The organism is Caballeronia sp. S22, assembly GCF_964261745.1.
Lineage (GTDB): Bacteria > Pseudomonadota > Gammaproteobacteria > Burkholderiales > Burkholderiaceae > Caballeronia > Caballeronia jiangsuensis.
On the sequence record NZ_OZ180035.1, the window covers coordinates 2,817,498 to 2,834,037 of the forward strand.

The following is a 16,540-nucleotide window of genomic DNA, read 5'->3' on the forward strand; positions in this document are numbered from 1 at the left end:
TTTACCTGCGCCCCCAGATCAACCACTGTGACCGGCGACGATTCATGACCAAAAAAGTTTATGTAAAGACCTTCGGCTGCCAGATGAACGAGTACGACTCCGACAAGATGGTCGACGTGCTCGGCGCGGCAGAAGGACTCGTCAAGACGGACACGCCCGAAGACGCGGACGTCATTCTCTTCAACACGTGCTCGGTGCGCGAAAAGGCCCAGGAGAAAGTGTTCTCCGATCTCGGCCGCGTGCGCGAGCTGAAGGAAGCGAACCCGAATCTGCTGATCGGCGTCGGCGGTTGTGTCGCGAGCCAGGAAGGCGCGTCGATCGTCGCGCGCGCGCCGTATGTCGATCTCGTGTTCGGTCCGCAGACGCTGCATCGCCTGCCCGCGATGATCGATCAGCGCCGCGCCACCGGCCGCGCGCAGGTCGACATCACGTTCCCGGAAATCGAGAAGTTCGATCATCTGCCGCCCGCGCGCGTCGATGGACCGAGCGCGTTCGTGTCGATCATGGAAGGCTGCTCGAAATATTGCAGCTATTGCGTCGTGCCCTACACGCGCGGCGAGGAAGTCTCGCGCCCGCTCGACGACGTGCTCACCGAGATCGCCGGCCTCGCCGATCAGGGCGTGCGCGAAGTGACGCTGCTCGGCCAGAACGTGAACGCCTATCGCGGCGCGCTGACGCTCGGCTCGCACGACATCGCGGATTTCGCGACGCTCATCGAGTACGTCGCGGAGGTGCCGGGTATCGAACGCATTCGCTATACGACCTCGCATCCGAAGGAATTCACGCAGCGCCTCATCGACACCTACGCGAAAGTGCCGAAGCTCGTCTCGCATCTGCATTTGCCGGTGCAGCACGGCTCGGACCGCATTCTGATGGCCATGAAGCGCGGCTACAGCGTGATCGAGTACAAGTCGGTCATCCGCAAGCTTCGTGCGATTCGTCCGGATCTGTCGCTGTCGACGGACTTCATCGTCGGTTTCCCCGGCGAGACCGAGGACGATTTCAACAAGATGATGGCGCTCGTCGACGAGATGAGCTACGACACGAGCTTCTCGTTCATCTACAGCCCGCGCCCCGGCACGCCCGCCGCCAATCTGCACGACGATACGCCGCGCGAAGTGAAGCTCAGGCGTCTGCAACATTTGCAGGCGACCATCGAGGAAAACGTGCAGCGCATCAGCGCGTCGATGGTTGGTAAAGTCGAGCGTATTCTGGTCGAGCGGCCCGCGCGCAAGGACCCGAACGAGCTGGCCGGGCGCACGCAGAACAACCGCGTCGTCAATTTCCCCGCGCCGGCCGAATCGCACGCGCGGTTGATCGGCCAGATGATCGACGTGAAGATCGTGCACGCGTATCCGCATTCGCTGCGCGGCGAACTGGTCATGGCGCCCGAGCTGACGCACTAAGAAAGGAACTCAAGTTCACCTTGAAGAACGCTCCTACGCAGCATCTGGAATTCACCGCACCGCGCGAGGACAACGCGCGGCTCGCCAACCTCTGCGGCCCGCTCGACGAAAACCTGCGGCAGATCGAGCAGGCGCTCGACGTGACGCTTTCGCGACGCGGCCACAAGATCGCGATTCGTGGCCGTGGCGCGAAAGTCGCGCTCGCGGCGCTCGAGAACTTCTACAACCGCGCGCGCGATCCGATTTCCGTCGACGACATTCAGCTTGCACTCGTCGAGGCGCGCCATGCGACGCGCCGCGCGAGGGATGCGCGTGAAGCCAACGGCGAAGAAGGCGAGATCGATCCGCGTTTTCGTGGCGATCCGGATCATCCTTTCGATGAACCGAGCGCGACGATCGACCTCGGCGACGACGAAGACCACGGTCCGAAGCTCTACACGCGGCGCGCCGATCTGCGCGGCCGCACGCCCGCGCAGCGCGAGTATCTGAAGCAGATCATCGCGCACGACGTGACCTTCGGCATCGGGCCGGCGGGCACGGGCAAGACGTATCTCGCGGTCGCTTGCGCGGTCGATGCGCTCGAACGCGATCAGGTGAAGCGCATCGTGCTGACGCGGCCGGCCGTCGAAGCGGGCGAGCGGCTCGGCTTCCTGCCGGGCGATCTAGCGCAGAAGGTCGATCCGTATCTGCGTCCTCTGTACGACGCGCTTTACGATCTGCTCGGCTTCGACAAGACGGCAAAGATGTTCGAGCGCCAGATGATCGAGATCGCGCCGCTCGCGTACATGCGCGGGCGCACGCTGAATCACGCGTTCATCATTCTCGACGAGGCGCAGAACACCACGCCCGAACAGATGAAGATGTTCCTCACGCGTATCGGCTTCGGCTCGAAGGCGGTCGTCACCGGCGATACCACGCAGGTCGATCTGCCGCGCGGCCACAAAAGCGGGCTGATCGAGGCGCAGCACGTGCTGTCGGAAGTGCGCGGCATCGCGATCACGCACTTCACGTCGGCGGATGTGGTGCGGCATCCGCTCGTCGCGCGCATCGTCGAGGCTTACGACGCGCAATCGCAGAAAGATGCGGCGATCGCCGAGGCCGCGCGCGTCGCGCAGTCGCTGCAGCAAAAACCCGAATGAAGCCACGCCTCGCTTTGACGATGCAGTTCCCGGCTGCGAAAGCGTATCCGTCGCACAAGGCGATCCTGCCGCGCGCGACGGTCGCCCGCTGGATCAAGGCCGCGCTTTTCGCCGATGCCGAACTGACCGTGCGCTTCGTCGATGAGGAAGAAGGCCGGATGCTCAATCGCACGTATCGGCAGAAGGATTACGCGACGAACGTGCTCACGTTCGCCTACGCGGAATCCGAGGACGATCCCGTCGCGGGCGATCTGATTCTGTGCTGCCCGGTCGTCGAGCGCGAGGCGGACGAACAGGGCAAGCCGCTTGCCGCGCATTATGCGCATCTGATCGTCCACGGCACGCTGCATGCGCAGGGCTACGACCACGAAGTCGAAAGCGAAGCGCAAGAGATGGAATCCACCGAGACGGATATCATGCAGTCTCTGGGATTTTCCGATCCTTACGTGCCTTTGACCTGAAGCCGGTCGATGTCCTCGATGTTTTGAACGCGCCGTGAACGACAAGACGCCCGAACCCGCGCAATCCGCACTTTCCGAAGCCGACCCGACGCCCGCGCCCTGCCCGGACTATCCGCCCGCGCTCGGCGAATCCGCGCTGCTGACAGACGAGGAGCTGGCCGCGTCGCGCGACGCGGCGCTCGTTCATTGGGACCGGACGTCGGATTTATGGCTCTTCGGTTATGGCTCGCTGATCTGGAACCCCGGCTTGCCGACGCTTGAAGCCGTGCGCGGCAAGGTGCATGGCTACCATCGCGGGCTTTATCTGTGGTCGCGCGTGAATCGCGGCACGCCGGAACAGCCTGGCCTCGTGCTGGCGCTCGATCGCGGCGGCTCGTGCACCGGCATGGCGTTCAGGCTCGCGGGCGCCGATGCGATCGAGCATCTTCAGGTGCTGTGGCGGCGCGAAATGGCAATGGCTTCGTACCGGCCCGCGTGGCTGCCCTGCACGCTCGCGGACGGACGGCGCGTCGAGGCGCTTGCGTTCGTGATGCGCCGCGATGCGACTTCCTATACCGGCAAACTCGCCGATCCGATCGTGCGCACCGTGCTCGGCTGCGCGAGCGGCCGCTACGGGACGACGCTGGATTACGTCAGCCGGACCGTCGAGGCGCTGCGCGAAAGCGGGATGCCGGACCGGGCGCTCGAAGCGCTGTTGAAGCGGTGTCAGGCGCAGGGGAATAAATGACGCGCGTGCTTTTTGCATCCGTATGACTTTCTCGCTGCGCATCGTCCGTTTGGCTAACGCTCGCGGTCGGACATACTTCTCGCATATTTATCGGCTAGCATGGCTCATGACATGCCCGCCGCGCCACCCAGCCCGCGTTTTTCCTTGGTGTATGCTTAAACTTCCGCTAACCTGCGCCCGGGAACTCCCGGGCGCTCCGCTATGAACGAACCCTATCCCAGTCGACGCCACACCGACAAACCCGTGGAAAAGCGCTCTCTTCTCGAACGCCTGACCGATTTCATCTCGCACGAGCCCGAATCGCGCGACGAACTTCTTGAAGTGCTCCAGGACGCGCACGAGCGCAACCTGCTCGACGCCGATTCGCTCTCGATGATCGAAGGCGTCTTTCAGGTGTCCGATCTCTGCGCGCGCGACATCATGGTTCCGCGCGCCCAGATGGACGCCATCAACATCGCGGAAACACCCGCCGAATTCATCCCCTTCGTGCTCGACAAGGCGCACTCGCGCTATCCCGTGTACGAAGGCAATCGCGACAACATCATCGGCGTGCTGCTCGCCAAAGATCTGCTGCGCTACTACGCCGAAGAAGAATTCGACGTGCGCGGCATGCTGCGCCCCGCCGTGTTCATTCCCGAGTCGAAGCGCCTGAACGTGCTGCTGCACGACTTTCGCGTGAACCGCAATCACATCGCGATCGTCGTCGACGAATACGGCGGCGTGGCGGGCCTCATCACGATCGAAGACGTGCTGGAGCAGATCGTCGGCGACATCGAGGACGAATACGATTTCGACGAAGAAGCCGGCAACATCATCGCGACACCGGACGGCAAGTATCGCGTGCGCGCGCTGACCGGCATCGAACAATTCAACGAGGAATTCGGCACCGATTACTCCGACGATGAAGTCGATACCATCGGCGGCCTCGTCACCCATCGCTTCGGGCGCGTGCCGCATCGCGGCGAGAAGGTGCGCATCGACGATTTCGCGTTCGAGATCCTGCGCGGCGACGCCCGGCAGATTCACGTTCTTCTCGTGCGGCGCGTGCCGAATCTCGCGCAGCAACATCATCACGCAGGCGACGACGAAGACGAATTGCGCGACTAAGCGCGTCGCGGGCGTCGGAACGAATCCGCGCCCGCCATCTTCCCTTCGCACGCTTTCGTTTCATCTCGACCGTCATCAATGGCCGATTCATCGTTTCGCTTCCTCTCCCGTCAACGCGACGCGTCCGTCATCGCCGAGTCGCCGCGCGCATTGCCCTTCTGGCATTACCTCGTCGCCGCCGTGCTCGGCGCCGTCAATACGCTCTCCTTCGCACCGACGCCGCACGGCGGCTGGATCGAACTCGTCATCTTCGCGCTGTTTTTCGCGTGGCTCACGCGCACCGACAACTGGCGCAGCGCCGCCGCGACCGGCTGGGCATTCGGCTTCGGCAACTTCGTGACCGGCGTGTGGTGGCTCTACGTGAGCATGCATGTCTACGGCGGCATGGCCGCGCCGCTCGCCGCGGCCGCCGTCGCGCTGTTTTCGCTGTATCTCGCGATTTATCCGGCGCTGTCGAGCGTGGCCTGGTCGTTCGTCGCGGGCCGCGCGCGCTTCGGCGATGAAGACGTCGCAACCGCACGCGACATCGATGCATCGCAGCGCTTTGCGCCGACGTGGCACGGCGCGTTTGCGTTCGCGAGCGCGTGGGCGCTCGGCGAATGGCTGCGCGGTCTCGTGTTCACAGGCTTTCCCTGGCTCGCGAGCGGTTATGCGCAAGTCGACGGACCGCTCAAGGGCTTCGGCTCGATCGTCGGCGTGTATGGTGTCGGCTGGGTGCTCGCGCTCGTCGCCGCGCTGATCGTGCAGGCGATCCATCACTTTCGCAAGTCGCGACGGCTCGCCTACGCGCCGGGCATCGCGGCCATCGCGCTGATCGTCGCGGGCATGTTGCTCTCACTCGTCGAATGGACGACGCCCGCCAATGCGCCGCTCGACGTGCGTCTCCTGCAAGGCAACGTCAAACAGGAGATGAAGTTCGAACAGGCCGGCGTCGATGAATCGCTCGCGCTCTACCAGCGGCTCATCACCGAGAAGCCGGCCGATCTGATCGTCACGCCGGAAACCGCGCTGCCTGTTTTGTCCGTGCAGATTCCTCAGGACTTCGCCGTCGCGATCCGAAACTTCGCGGACAACACGAATTCGTCGATTCTCTTCGGCGCGATCGGCGTCACGATTCTCCCGGACGGCCGCGCGACCGATTTCACCAACAGCCTCTTCGGGCTCACGCCGCACGTGAACGGCGTGTACCGCTACGACAAGCATCATCTCGTGCCCTTCGGCGAATTCGTGCCGCTCGGCTTTCACTGGTTCGTGCGCTTGATGGGCATTCCGCTCGGCGATCTCGCACGCGGGCCGATCGCGCAGAAGGCGTTCATCGTGCACAACCAGCCGGTCGCCGTCGACATCTGCTACGAGGACATCTTCGGCGAAGAGATCGCGCGCACGATCCGCGAGCAGGAAACGCCCGCGGGCATTCTCGTCAACTCGACGAATCTCGCGTGGTTCGGCAATACGATCGCGCTCGATCAGCATCTACAGATCGCGCGCATGCGATCGATCGAAACCGGCCGGCCGATGCTGCGCGCCACCAACACCGGCATGACGGCGGTGATCGCGTCGAACGGCGATGTCGTGTCGAAGCTGCCGACCTTCACGACTGGCGTGCTCGAAGCGCACGTGCAAGGAACCTCGGGCAGCACGCCATATGTGACGAGCGGGAACATGACGGTGATCGCGGTATCGCTGTTGTTGCTCGCGTTCGGGTTCGCGTTCGCGCCGAACCGGAAACGTCCGGGCGCGCGCTGAACATCGACTGAAACGCGGCCGCGTCGCACCGGGCGACGCGGCTCGCGCGGCCCGCCCTTCTCCCAAAAAGCCGCACCCGCCCTGCCGTTCGGCTAAAATTCTCCGTTTCAGTACTTTGGCCGAGCCTCCGAGTCGCGTCGTCACGACGATGGTCGCGCCGCGTCCGCCCCGCACAAGGCAATCATGCTCACATTCCAGCAAATCATTCTGACGCTGCAGTCCTACTGGAACGAGAAGGGCTGCGCGCTCCTTCAGCCGATCGACATGGAAGTCGGCGCGGGCACCTCGCACGTCCACACGTTCCTGCGCGCGATCGGCCCCGAGCCGTGGCGCGCGGCCTACGTTCAACCGTCGCGCCGCCCGAAGGACGGCCGCTATGGCGAGAACCCGAACCGCCTCCAGCACTACTATCAGTATCAGGTCGTGCTGAAGCCCGCGCCTGAAGACATCCTCGATCTGTACCTCGGCTCGCTCGAAGCGCTCGGCTTCGATCTGAAGCAGAACGACGTGCGCTTCGTCGAGGACGACTGGGAAAATCCGACGCTCGGCGCGTGGGGTCTCGGCTGGGAAGTGTGGCTCAACGGCATGGAAGTGACGCAGTTCACCTACTTCCAGCAGGCGGGCGGCATCGATTGCAAGCCGGTGCTGGGCGAAATCACCTACGGCCTCGAACGTCTCGCGATGTATCTGCAGAAGGTCGAGAACGTGTACGACCTCATCTGGACCGAATGGGAAGAAGACGGCCCGAACGGCCGCGTGCTGCGTCAACTGACTTATGGCGATGTGTATCACCAGAACGAAGTCGAGCAGTCCACGTATAACTTCGAGCACGCGAACGTCGATCTGCTCTTCACGTTCTTCAAGAGCTACGAAGAAGAAGCGAAGAAGATGATCGATGCGAAGCTCGCGCTGCCCGCGTATGAACTCGTGCTGAAGGCGGGTCATACGTTCAATCTGCTCGATGCGCGCGGCGCCATCTCCGTGACGGAGCGCGCGGCGTACATCGGCCGCATTCGTGCGTTGTCGCGCCTCGTCGCGCAGGCTTATTACGATTCGCGCGAAGCGCTCGGCTTCCCGATGCTCGGCAATCCGGTGCGAGGCGATCGCGATCTCGTCACCGACGAGCAGGAAGCGCAGCGTCCCGCATGGGCGCCGCCGCTGAAACCGGAAAGCACGCCGCCGGGCGAACGCAGCAACAACGAACAGGTTTGACGAGGCTCGACAGAACAATGACGCAATCCAACCACGCTTCCCTGCTCGTCGAACTGCTCACCGAAGAACTGCCGCCGAAAGCGCTCGCGCGTCTCGGCACCGCTTTTGCCGATGGCATCGTCGAGCGTCTCGCCGCGCGCGATCTGATCGACGGCGCGCCCGCGTTCGAAAAGTACGCGACGCCGCGCCGCCTCGCCGTGCTCATCAGGAACGTGCGCGATGTCGCGCCGGAAAAGCAGGTGCGCGAGAAAGTGCTGCCTGTGACGGTCGCGCTCGACAAGGAAGGCAACCCAACGCCGCCGCTCGCAAAGAAGCTCGCCGCGCTCGGCTTCCCCGACTTCCCGCTCGCCGAACTCGAGCGCGCGCAGGACGGCAAGGCGGAAGCGTTCTTCCTGCGCTACGCCGCGCCCGGCGCGACACTCGCCGACGGTCTGCAAGCCGCGCTCGATGAAACCCTCGGCAAGCTGCCGATTCCGAAGGTCATGACCTACCAGCGTCCGGACGGCACCAGCGTGCAGTTCGTGCGTCCGGTGCAACGCCTCGTCGCCATGCATGGGCGCGACGTCGTGCCGGTGAGCGCGCTCGGCGTCGATTCGGGCGACACGACCGTCGGTCATCGATTCATGTCGGAAGGCTTCGTCGCGATTCCGAACGCCGACGAATACGCCAACACGCTGCGCAGCAAAGGGCACGTCGTCGCCAATTTCGACGATCGCCGCGAATCGATTCGCACGCAGCTTCTGGCGTTCGCCGGCGACGACCGCGTCGTGATGCCCGAAGCGCTGCTCGACGAAGTGAACGCGCTCGTCGAATGGCCGGTCGTCTACGAATGCCGCTTCGACGAGGAATTCCTGCAGGTGCCGCAGGAATGTCTCATCCTCACGATGCAGACGAACCAGAAGTACTTCGCACTCACGGACCAGCACGGCAAGCTGCGCTCGCGCTTTTTGATCGTGTCGAACATCGATACGAAGACGCCCGACGAGATCGTCGAAGGCAACGAGCGCGTCGTGCGCCCGCGTCTCGCCGATGCGAAGTTCTTCTTCACGCAGGACAAGAAGAAGCGTCTCGAAGACCGCGTGCCGCTGCTCGCGAACGTCGTCTATCACAACAAGCTCGGTTCGACGCTGCAACGCGTCGAACGTGTCGAGGCGCTTGCAGGCGAAATCGCGCCGATGGTCGGCGTCGATGCCGCGCTCACGCGCCGCGCCGCGCGTCTCGCAAAGGCCGATTTGCTGACCGACATGGTCGGCGAATTCCCCGAGCTGCAAGGCACGATGGGCACGTACTACGCACGTCACGACGGCGAGCCGGAAGAAGTCGCGCTCGCGTGCTCGGAGCACTATCAGCCGCGCTTCTCGGGCGATGAAACGCCGTCGACGGGCGTCGGCGCCGCGGTTGCGCTCGCGGACAAGCTGGAAACGATCGTCGGCATCTGGGGCATCGGTCTCGCGCCGACCGGCGAGAAAGACCCGTTCGCGCTGCGCCGTCACGCGCTCGGCGTGCTGCGCATCCTGCTGGAAAAGAAGCTGCCGATCGATCTGCGCGATCTCGTCGGCATCGCCCAACGCCAGTTCGCGGGCATGCCGCAAGTCGCCGATTCGACCGAGGCCATCTACGCGTTCTTCCTCGATCGCCTGCGTGGTCTGTTGCGCGAACGCGGCTTCGAAGCGAACGATATCGAAGCGGTGCTGAGCCTGAACCCGACGCGTCTCGACGACATCGTCGCGCGCCTCGATGCCGTACGCGAGTTCGCCGCGCTGCCCGAAGCGGCGGCGCTCGCGGCCGCCAACAAGCGCATCTCGAACATCCTGAAGAAGTCGGAGCAAGGCGCGCCTTCGTCGGTGAACAAGGAACTGCTCGTCGAAGCGGCGGAGAAGAATCTCTACGCGCAGATCGAGCAGGTGACGCCGCGCGTGCAGAGCCAGCTCGCGGTGCGCAACTACACGGAAGCGTTGACCGCGCTCGCCGCGTTGCGCGAGAGCGTCGACACGTTCTTCAACGACGTGATGGTGAACGCGGAAGATCCCGCGCTGCGCAACAATCGGCTCGCATTGCTCAACGCACTGCATCAGCAGATGAACTGCGTCGCCGATATTTCGAAGCTCGCTGCCTGACGCGCCGCCATGGTCATGAACCGAAAACTGGTCATCCTCGATCGCGACGGCGTGATCAACGCCGATTCCGATGCGTTCATCAAGTCGCCGGACGAATGGGTCGCCATTCCCGGCAGCCTCGAAGCCATCGCGCGCCTGAATCAGTCGGGCTATCGCGTGGCGATCGCATCGAATCAGTCGGGCATCGGGCGCGGTCTCTTCGACATGGCCGCGCTGAACGCGATGCATCAGAAGATGAATCGCGCGGTCGCGGCCGTCGGCGGGCGCATCGACGCGGTGTTCTTCTGCCCGCACACGGCGGAAGATCAATGCGATTGCAGAAAGCCGAGGCCCGGCATGTTGCAGCAGATCATCGACCGCTTCGAGATCGATCCTGAAGACACGCCCGTCGTCGGCGATTCGCTGCGCGATCTGCAAGCGGGCGCGGCGCTCGGCTTTCCCGTGCATCTCGTGCTCACCGGCAAGGGCGAAAAGACGCTCAAGGAAGGCCAGTTGCCCGAAGGCACCGTGGTTCACAAGGACTTGCGCGCGTTCGCGCTCGAGTTCCTCGCACGGCATCAGGACCGCTCCGCGGCCCAGTAACACCGAGACGTCATGCGCTTCATCCGTTCGCTGCTGTTGATGCTTTACTTCATCGTGTACACGACGCCGTACGCGATCGCCTGTTTCATTGCGTTTCCGTTCATGCGCGCCGACAAGCGCTACTGGATGGCGGCCGGCTGGTGCAAATCGACCATCGTCGTGCTGCGGCATCTGATCGGGATTCGCTACAAGATCGAAGGCATGGAGAATCTGCCGGACGGTCCCGCCGTGCTGTTGTCGAAGCATCAGTCCGCATGGGAGACGCTCGCGTTTCCCGCGTTGATGCCGCGGCCGCTCTGCTACGTGTTCAAGCGCGAGTTGCTCTACGTGCCGTTCTTCGGCTGGGCGCTCGGGCTGCTCAAGATGGTCCATATCGATCGCAAGCAGGGACGCGATGCGTTCGCGTCCGTCACGAGCCAGGGCCGCGCGCGCATGGACGAAGGCGCGTGGGTCATCATGTTTCCTGAAGGTACGCGAACGCGCGTCGGCAGCCAGGGCAAGTACAAGACCGGCGGCGCGCGCTTCGCCGTCGTGACCGGCGCGCCGGTCGTGCCGATCGCGCACAACGCCGGTCACGTCTGGCCACGCAATTCCTTCATCAAATATCCGGGTATAGTCACGGTGTCGATCGGCAGGCCGATCGATACAGCCGGCCTCACGCCCGAGGAAGTGAACACGCGCGTCGAAAGCTGGATCGAGGCGGAAATGCGCCGCATCGATCCGCACGCTTACGCCGCGCCGAACGCGCAGCCGGGTGAAGCCGGCGCCGCGGGCGCGGGCCGCTGAAGCGGCAGCGTTCGAATCGAGCCGCGGCGTGCCTTACTCATTCTTCTCGTCATTCCTGCGCCGTGAGCGCAAAGCCGAGCCGATGCAGAAAGCCCCATCGCGACAGCGCCCCGCCGTCGCGCTCGATACCCTGCAACTCGATCTGCCGTTCGAGCATGCGCCGGCATACTCCGGCGCGCCGCCCGCGAACGGACCCGCTCCGCTGCGCGGCGATGTCCCCGCCGCCGATCCCGTTCCCGTTCTCACGCCCCCCGCTCCGGCCACACCGCTGCCCGATGGCGTGCGCCTGCGCCGCATCGCGTTGAAGGCAGGCGCGCTGGAGTATCGGTTGAGGCGTTCGGCGCGACGCACGATCGGCTTTTGCATCGACGGCACCGGGCTCGCGATCACCGCGCCGCGCTGGGTGACGATCGCGGATATCGAACGCGCGATCCTCGACAAGCAGAACTGGATCGTCAAGAAGCTCACCGAATGGCAGACGCGCGTCGAGCAGCGCGCGCTGCCGCGCATCGACTGGAAGGATGGCGCGCAGTTTCCGTATCTCGGCAAGACGATCAGCGTGTCGCTCGGCTCGACGGCAAGCGCACTGTCCTTCGACGACAAGACCAACGTGCTCTCGCTCGCGCTGCCCGCGCTCGCCGACGCGCAGCAGATCAAGGATCGCGTGCAGGGCTGGCTGCAATCGGAAGCGAAGCGCATCTTCGGCGAACGGCTCGCGGTGTATGCGGCGAAGCTCGGCGTCGAGTATCGCGCGTATGCGTTGTCATCGGCGGCGACGCGCTGGGGCAGTTGTTCCAGCGACGGCAAGATCCGCCTGAACTGGCGGCTCATTCATTTCCCGATGTCGATCATCGATTACGTCGTCGCGCACGAGCTCGCGCATCTGCGCGAGATGAACCACAGCCCGCGCTTCTGGCAGACGGTCGAGTCCATCTTCCCCGAGTTCCGCGAAGCGCGGCATACGCTCAAGCATCATCCGCCGGATCTGCTGCCGGCGCTCTGATGCGTCGTCAGCGTGCGGCGGGCGCCGACGGTACAATTTCCTTCCTGTCCCCCGCAAACGACACACAACAGGAACCCCACCATGCGACTCCTCCATACGATGCTGCGCGTCGGCGACCTGCAGCGTTCTATCGATTTTTATACGCGCATTCTCGGCATGAAAGTGCTGCGTCAAAGCGAAAACACCGAGTACAAGTACACGCTCGCGTTCGTCGGCTACGGCCCGGAAAGCGAGAACAGCGTGCTCGAGCTGACCTATAACTGGGGCACCGACAAGTACGATCTCGGCACGGCGTACGGCCATATCGCACTGGAAGTCGACGACGCCGCCGGCGCATGCGAGCGCATCCGCCAGGCAGGCGGCAAGGTCACGCGCGAAGCCGGTCCGGTGAAAGGCGGCACGACGGTGATCGCGTTCGTCGAAGATCCGGACGGCTACAAGGTCGAGCTGATCGAAAAGCATTCGTAACGCACACAGCACATCACGCGCCGCGCATTCGCCGCGGCGCGCAATCTCCACGGGCTCATCACGACCTTTCGCTCATCGAAGGCCGTTCGCTGGCACAATCGACGCTCCAAATCAGTGCATGGCCTCTCCGGCCACGCTTACCGAGCCAGCCGATGAGCACGCCGTCCGTCTCCCTGCGCCGCGCCCCCGACGCCACCGCCATCATCGTGATGATCGCGCTGTGCGGCGCGTGGGGATTCCAGCAAGTCGCGATCAAGGAAGCTAACGCATCGATTCCGCCGATGCTGCAAGCCGGCATCCGCTCGCTGATCGCAACATGCCTCGTGTGGATATGGACGCGCACGCGCGGCGTGCCGCTTTTCCAGCGCGACGACACGTTGCCCGCCGGCCTCCTCGCGGGTCTGCTATTCGGCGGCGAGTTCGTCTGCATTTTCTTCGGCCTGAGTCTCACCACGGCGACGCGCATGGCCGTGTTTCTCTACACCGCGCCCTGCTTCACCGCGCTCGGCCTGCACTGGTTCGTCGCGGGCGAGCGGCTTTCGCGCACGCAGTGGTGCGGCATCGTGCTCGCGTTCTGCGGCATCGCGCTCGCATTCGCCGACGGCTTTCTGCACGGCAATCCGAACAGCACATCGACGATGCGGGGTATCGCGGGCGATGCGCTCGGCATCATGGCCGGCATCTTCTGGGCCGCGACGACGGTCGTCGTGCGCGCGTCGTCGCTTTCGCATGCAAGCGCGAGCAAGACGTTGTTCTATCAACTGGCGGTGTCGGCGGTGCTGCTGCTCGTGCTCGCGGCGGGCATCGGACAGACACACGTCGGCGCCGTCTCGCCGCTCGCGATCGCGAGCCTCGCGTATCAGGCGATCGTCGTCGCGTTCATCAGCTATCTGACATGGTTCTGGCTGCTCACGCGCTATATGGCGTCGCGGCTCTCGGTGTTCTCGTTTCTCACGCCGATCTTCGGCGTCACCTTCGGCGTGCTGCTGCTCGGCGAGCAGTTCACCGCGCGTTTCATGGTCGCCGCGGCGATGGTGCTCGCGGGCATCGCGCTGGTGAACCGTCCCGCGCGCCGGACGTAGCTCATTCCGGCGCGGTCGCGCGAATCGTGACCATGTCGTGATCGATGTCGTCGTCGTGACCGGACGCGGCACGAAGGTGCTCCGCCGGCATCGGTTCGACCGGATAGCCGTGCTTCTCCCACGCATCCAGCCCGCCCTTCAGCGGCCGCACATGGCTGAAACCCTTCGCGCGCAACTGCCGCGCGATGATCTTCGCGGTCGCCTCGTTCGGGCACACGCAATACACGACCACCTCGTGCTCCGAATACAACTGATCGACGCGATCCGGCGAATCGAGATCCAGCGCGATCGCGCCCGCGATGCGATACGGCTCGCGGCGACGAATCTCCGCCGGGCGCGCATCGTAGATCACGGGCGGCGTGTCGGAACGCATCATCGAGTCGAGCTGGTCCGGCGTGATGTGATACTTCGCGAGCCACTGACGAAACTGCTCGCGTCGGATCCATCGATACAGCAGGAAGCCGAGCGCGACCATCGCGAGAATGTCGATCACCGTCGTGCCGTTGGCGCGCACCAGCACGACGAGCCGTCCGATCTGTTCCTGCAGCGCCGCGCCGCCGAGCATCCAGAAACTCGCCCACGCGGTCGCGCCGATCAGATCCCACAACAGGAACACGCGCACTTCGATCTGCGTGGTGCCGAGCAGCGGCGCCGACACGAGCCCGAGCCCCGGCACGAACTTCGACAGCGCGAGCAGCGGCACGCCGAAGCGCTCGAACCAGCGGCGCGCGGTGCGCAGCGTCGAATCGATGGACAGCGAGAAGCGCACGAGCGAATTGAGAAAGCGGCGGCCGTAGAGGCGGCCCGCGGCGAACCAGAGTGAATCCGCGATGAGCACGGCGAGCACCGCGGCCGCGAGCATCTGCCAGAACGGCGCGTTGCCGGCGGCGACGATCGTGCCGGCGAGAATCAGCATCGGCGCGGCGGGGACGGGCACGCCGAGTTGCGTCGCGAGGACGCTGACGAAGACGGCCCACGCGCCCCACGACGACGCGAGCGAAGTCGGGACGTGCGGCATTCGAACCTCTTGATCGAGCTTTCGTGGAGGTGAGCGCCGGCGCGTTGGGGTCCGGCGCAAAGGGTTACACTGTATCGCGATCCCGACAAACACGCCCAATCGATCCGGGCGACGAGAGCAGGACGCGAGGCAACAACCGGGGGAGTCAGCGTGCAAGCCATCACTCAGCCTTTCTTCGACATCAACACCGGCACGATGACGTATGTCGTCTACAAGGAGGCCGGTTCGGCAGCGGCGATCGTCGATCCCGTGCTCGACTACGATCCGAAAGCCGCGCGCACCTCGACGCAATCAGCCGATGCGGTCGTCGCGTTCGTGCGCGAAAAGCGGCTCTCCGTGGAATGGATTCTGGAGACGCACGCGCATGCCGACCATCTTTCGGCGGCGCCGTATCTGAAGCGCACGCTGGGCGGAAAGATCGCCATCGGCGAATCGATACGCGCCGTGCAGGGCGTCTTCAAGAAGATTTTCGATCTCGAACCGGAGTTTCAACTCGACGGCTCGCAATTCGATCATCTGTTTTCGGACGGCGAGCGCTTCATGATCGGCGAGATCGAGGCGACCGCGTTGTTCGTGCCGGGCCACACGCCCGCCGACATGGCGTACCGAATCGGCGATGCTGTGTTCGTCGGCGACACGCTCTTCATGCCGGACGTCGGCACCGCGCGCTGCGATTTTCCCGGTGGCAGCGCACGCAGGCTGTATCGATCGATTCAGCGCCTGCTCGCGCTCGATCCGGAAACGCGCCTCTTCGTCTGCCACGACTATCCGCCCGACACGCGCGACCCGCAGTGGCAATGCACGGTGCGCGAGCAGCGCGAGAAGAACATTCACGTCGGCGGCGGCAAGACCGAGGACGAATTCGTCGCGATGCGCGAGGCACGCGACGCGACCCTCGGCATGCCGACGCTCATCTTGCCCGCGATCCAGGTGAACATCCGCGCCGGCCACTTTCCTGACGCGGCGGGCAACGGCACGACCTATCTGAAGATTCCGCTGAACGCTTTTTAGCCTTCGATCCTGCCGCGCGTCACGCCGAGCAAATCGGCCATTGCGCGGCGCGCACCGGCCGAATCGCGCGCGACGATCGCCTGAAACACGGCCGTATGTTCCGCGAGCGACGCGTTGTAGACATCGGCGCGCTTGGCGTTCAGACGCAACTGGCCTTCCAGCGTGCGCTCGATCAGCGCGCCGAGCGGTATCAGCAATTCGTTGCTGCACGCGGCGAGCACGCACAGATGGAAATCGAGGTCCGCGCGCACCCATTCTTCGACATTCTGCGCGCCGACCATCGCCTGATGCGCGCGTGTCAGACGCTCGCGCGTGCGTTCCTCGTGGTTATCGGCGGCGAGCGCGGCGGCGTACGGCTCGATCATCTCGCGCATTTCCTGAAGCTTGAGCGCGAATTGCAGCGGCGGCGCGACGCGCGAGTACCAGTCGAGCATGTCGGAATCGAGCAGGTTCCAGGCATCCTTCGCGCGCACGCGCGTGCCGACTTTCGGCCGCGACTCGATCAGCCCTTTTGACGTAAGCGTGCGCAACGCCTCGCGCAGCACCGTGCGGCTCACGCCGAAACGCTCCATCAACTCCGCTTCGCGCGGCAATGGCGATCCGGGCGCGACGTCGCCACGCAGAATCGCCATGCCCAGTTCATGCGCCACGCGGCCATGTAGATCCCGGTGAATG

General features: G+C 64.4%; 16 protein-coding genes. 14 read left to right on the plus strand and 2 right to left on the minus strand.

All coding sequences use genetic code 11. The annotated features are described in order from the left end of the window. Nucleotides 1-44: 44 nt before the first annotated feature. The 13 genes from miaB to ACEN42_RS13330 all read left to right on the plus strand — a co-directional run bounded on the left by miaB (nt 45) and on the right by ACEN42_RS13330 (nt 13,836). Nucleotides 45-1,406: a tRNA (N6-isopentenyl adenosine(37)-C2)-methylthiotransferase MiaB gene (gene miaB, locus ACEN42_RS13270; protein ID WP_371880175.1), complete on the plus strand. Its 1,362-nt coding sequence runs from the start codon at nt 45-47 to the stop codon at nt 1,404-1,406. Between the two features lie 20 nt (nt 1,407-1,426). After that, a complete protein-coding gene (locus tag ACEN42_RS13275) occupies nt 1,427-2,545 on the plus strand; it encodes a PhoH family protein (RefSeq protein WP_371880176.1) in 1,119 nt (372 codons plus the stop codon). Then, nucleotides 2,542-3,006: an rRNA maturation RNase YbeY gene (gene ybeY / locus ACEN42_RS13280; RefSeq protein ID WP_371880177.1), complete on the plus strand. Its 465-nt coding sequence runs from the start codon at nt 2,542-2,544 to the stop codon at nt 3,004-3,006. Before ACEN42_RS13275 ends, ybeY begins: the two co-directional genes overlap by 4 nt. Before the next feature lie 34 nt (nt 3,007-3,040). Continuing rightward, nucleotides 3,041-3,733, plus strand: coding sequence for a gamma-glutamylcyclotransferase (locus ACEN42_RS13285; protein WP_371880178.1), 693 nt, complete (start codon nt 3,041-3,043; stop codon nt 3,731-3,733). A gap of 201 nt (nt 3,734-3,934) precedes the next feature. Continuing rightward, nucleotides 3,935-4,840, plus strand: a complete 906-nt coding sequence (locus ACEN42_RS13290) for an HlyC/CorC family transporter (RefSeq protein ID WP_035497772.1) — start codon at nt 3,935-3,937, stop codon at nt 4,838-4,840. 78 nt (nt 4,841-4,918) lie between these two features. Next, a complete protein-coding gene (lnt, locus tag ACEN42_RS13295; RefSeq protein ID WP_371880179.1) occupies nt 4,919-6,586 on the plus strand; it encodes an apolipoprotein N-acyltransferase in 1,668 nt (555 codons plus the stop codon). A 183-nt stretch (nt 6,587-6,769) separates the two neighbouring features. Further along, nucleotides 6,770-7,798, plus strand: a complete 1,029-nt coding sequence (glyQ, locus tag ACEN42_RS13300; protein WP_075583802.1) for a glycine--tRNA ligase subunit alpha — start codon at nt 6,770-6,772, stop codon at nt 7,796-7,798. A 17-nt stretch (nt 7,799-7,815) separates the two neighbouring features. After that, a complete protein-coding gene (glyS, locus tag ACEN42_RS13305; protein ID WP_371880180.1) occupies nt 7,816-9,915 on the plus strand; it encodes a glycine--tRNA ligase subunit beta in 2,100 nt (699 codons plus the stop codon). A gap of 9 nt (nt 9,916-9,924) precedes the next feature. Then, nucleotides 9,925-10,497, plus strand: a complete 573-nt coding sequence (gene gmhB / locus ACEN42_RS13310) for a D-glycero-beta-D-manno-heptose 1,7-bisphosphate 7-phosphatase (RefSeq protein ID WP_187607541.1) — start codon at nt 9,925-9,927, stop codon at nt 10,495-10,497. A gap of 12 nt (nt 10,498-10,509) precedes the next feature. Then, nucleotides 10,510-11,283: a 1-acyl-sn-glycerol-3-phosphate acyltransferase gene (locus ACEN42_RS13315; RefSeq protein ID WP_187607540.1), complete on the plus strand. Its 774-nt coding sequence runs from the start codon at nt 10,510-10,512 to the stop codon at nt 11,281-11,283. A gap of 82 nt (nt 11,284-11,365) precedes the next feature. Further along, entirely contained in the window at nt 11,366-12,286 is a 921-nt protein-coding gene (locus ACEN42_RS13320) for a M48 family metallopeptidase (RefSeq protein ID WP_371881128.1), read from the plus strand. Nucleotides 12,287-12,367: 81 nt separating this feature from the next. Continuing rightward, the gene (gloA, locus tag ACEN42_RS13325) at nt 12,368-12,754 is read left to right on the plus strand and encodes a lactoylglutathione lyase (protein ID WP_238209787.1); all 387 of its coding nucleotides are present in this window, start codon (nt 12,368-12,370) and stop codon (nt 12,752-12,754) included. Between the two features lie 152 nt (nt 12,755-12,906). Then, nucleotides 12,907-13,836: a DMT family transporter gene (locus ACEN42_RS13330; protein ID WP_187607539.1), complete on the plus strand. Its 930-nt coding sequence runs from the start codon at nt 12,907-12,909 to the stop codon at nt 13,834-13,836. A 1-nt stretch (nt 13,837) separates the two neighbouring features. Here ACEN42_RS13330 and ACEN42_RS13335 read toward each other — a convergent pair whose 3' ends face one another. After that, the gene (locus ACEN42_RS13335) at nt 13,838-14,854 is read right to left on the minus strand and encodes a DedA family protein/thiosulfate sulfurtransferase GlpE (RefSeq protein ID WP_238285001.1); all 1,017 of its coding nucleotides are present in this window, start codon (nt 14,852-14,854) and stop codon (nt 13,838-13,840) included. A 150-nt stretch (nt 14,855-15,004) separates the two neighbouring features. Here ACEN42_RS13335 and ACEN42_RS13340 point away from each other — a divergent pair, with 150 nt between their 5' ends. Then, nucleotides 15,005-15,865 carry an MBL fold metallo-hydrolase gene (locus ACEN42_RS13340; protein ID WP_250483077.1) on the plus strand — a complete coding sequence of 287 codons (861 nt, stop codon included), beginning with the start codon at nt 15,005-15,007 and terminating at the stop codon, nt 15,863-15,865. Here ACEN42_RS13340 and ACEN42_RS13345 read toward each other — a convergent pair. Next, nucleotides 15,862-16,497: a FadR/GntR family transcriptional regulator gene (locus tag ACEN42_RS13345; protein ID WP_238285007.1), complete on the minus strand. Its 636-nt coding sequence runs from the start codon at nt 16,495-16,497 to the stop codon at nt 15,862-15,864. The genes ACEN42_RS13340 and ACEN42_RS13345 overlap by 4 nt on opposite strands. Between the last annotated feature and the right edge of the window lie 43 nt (nt 16,498-16,540).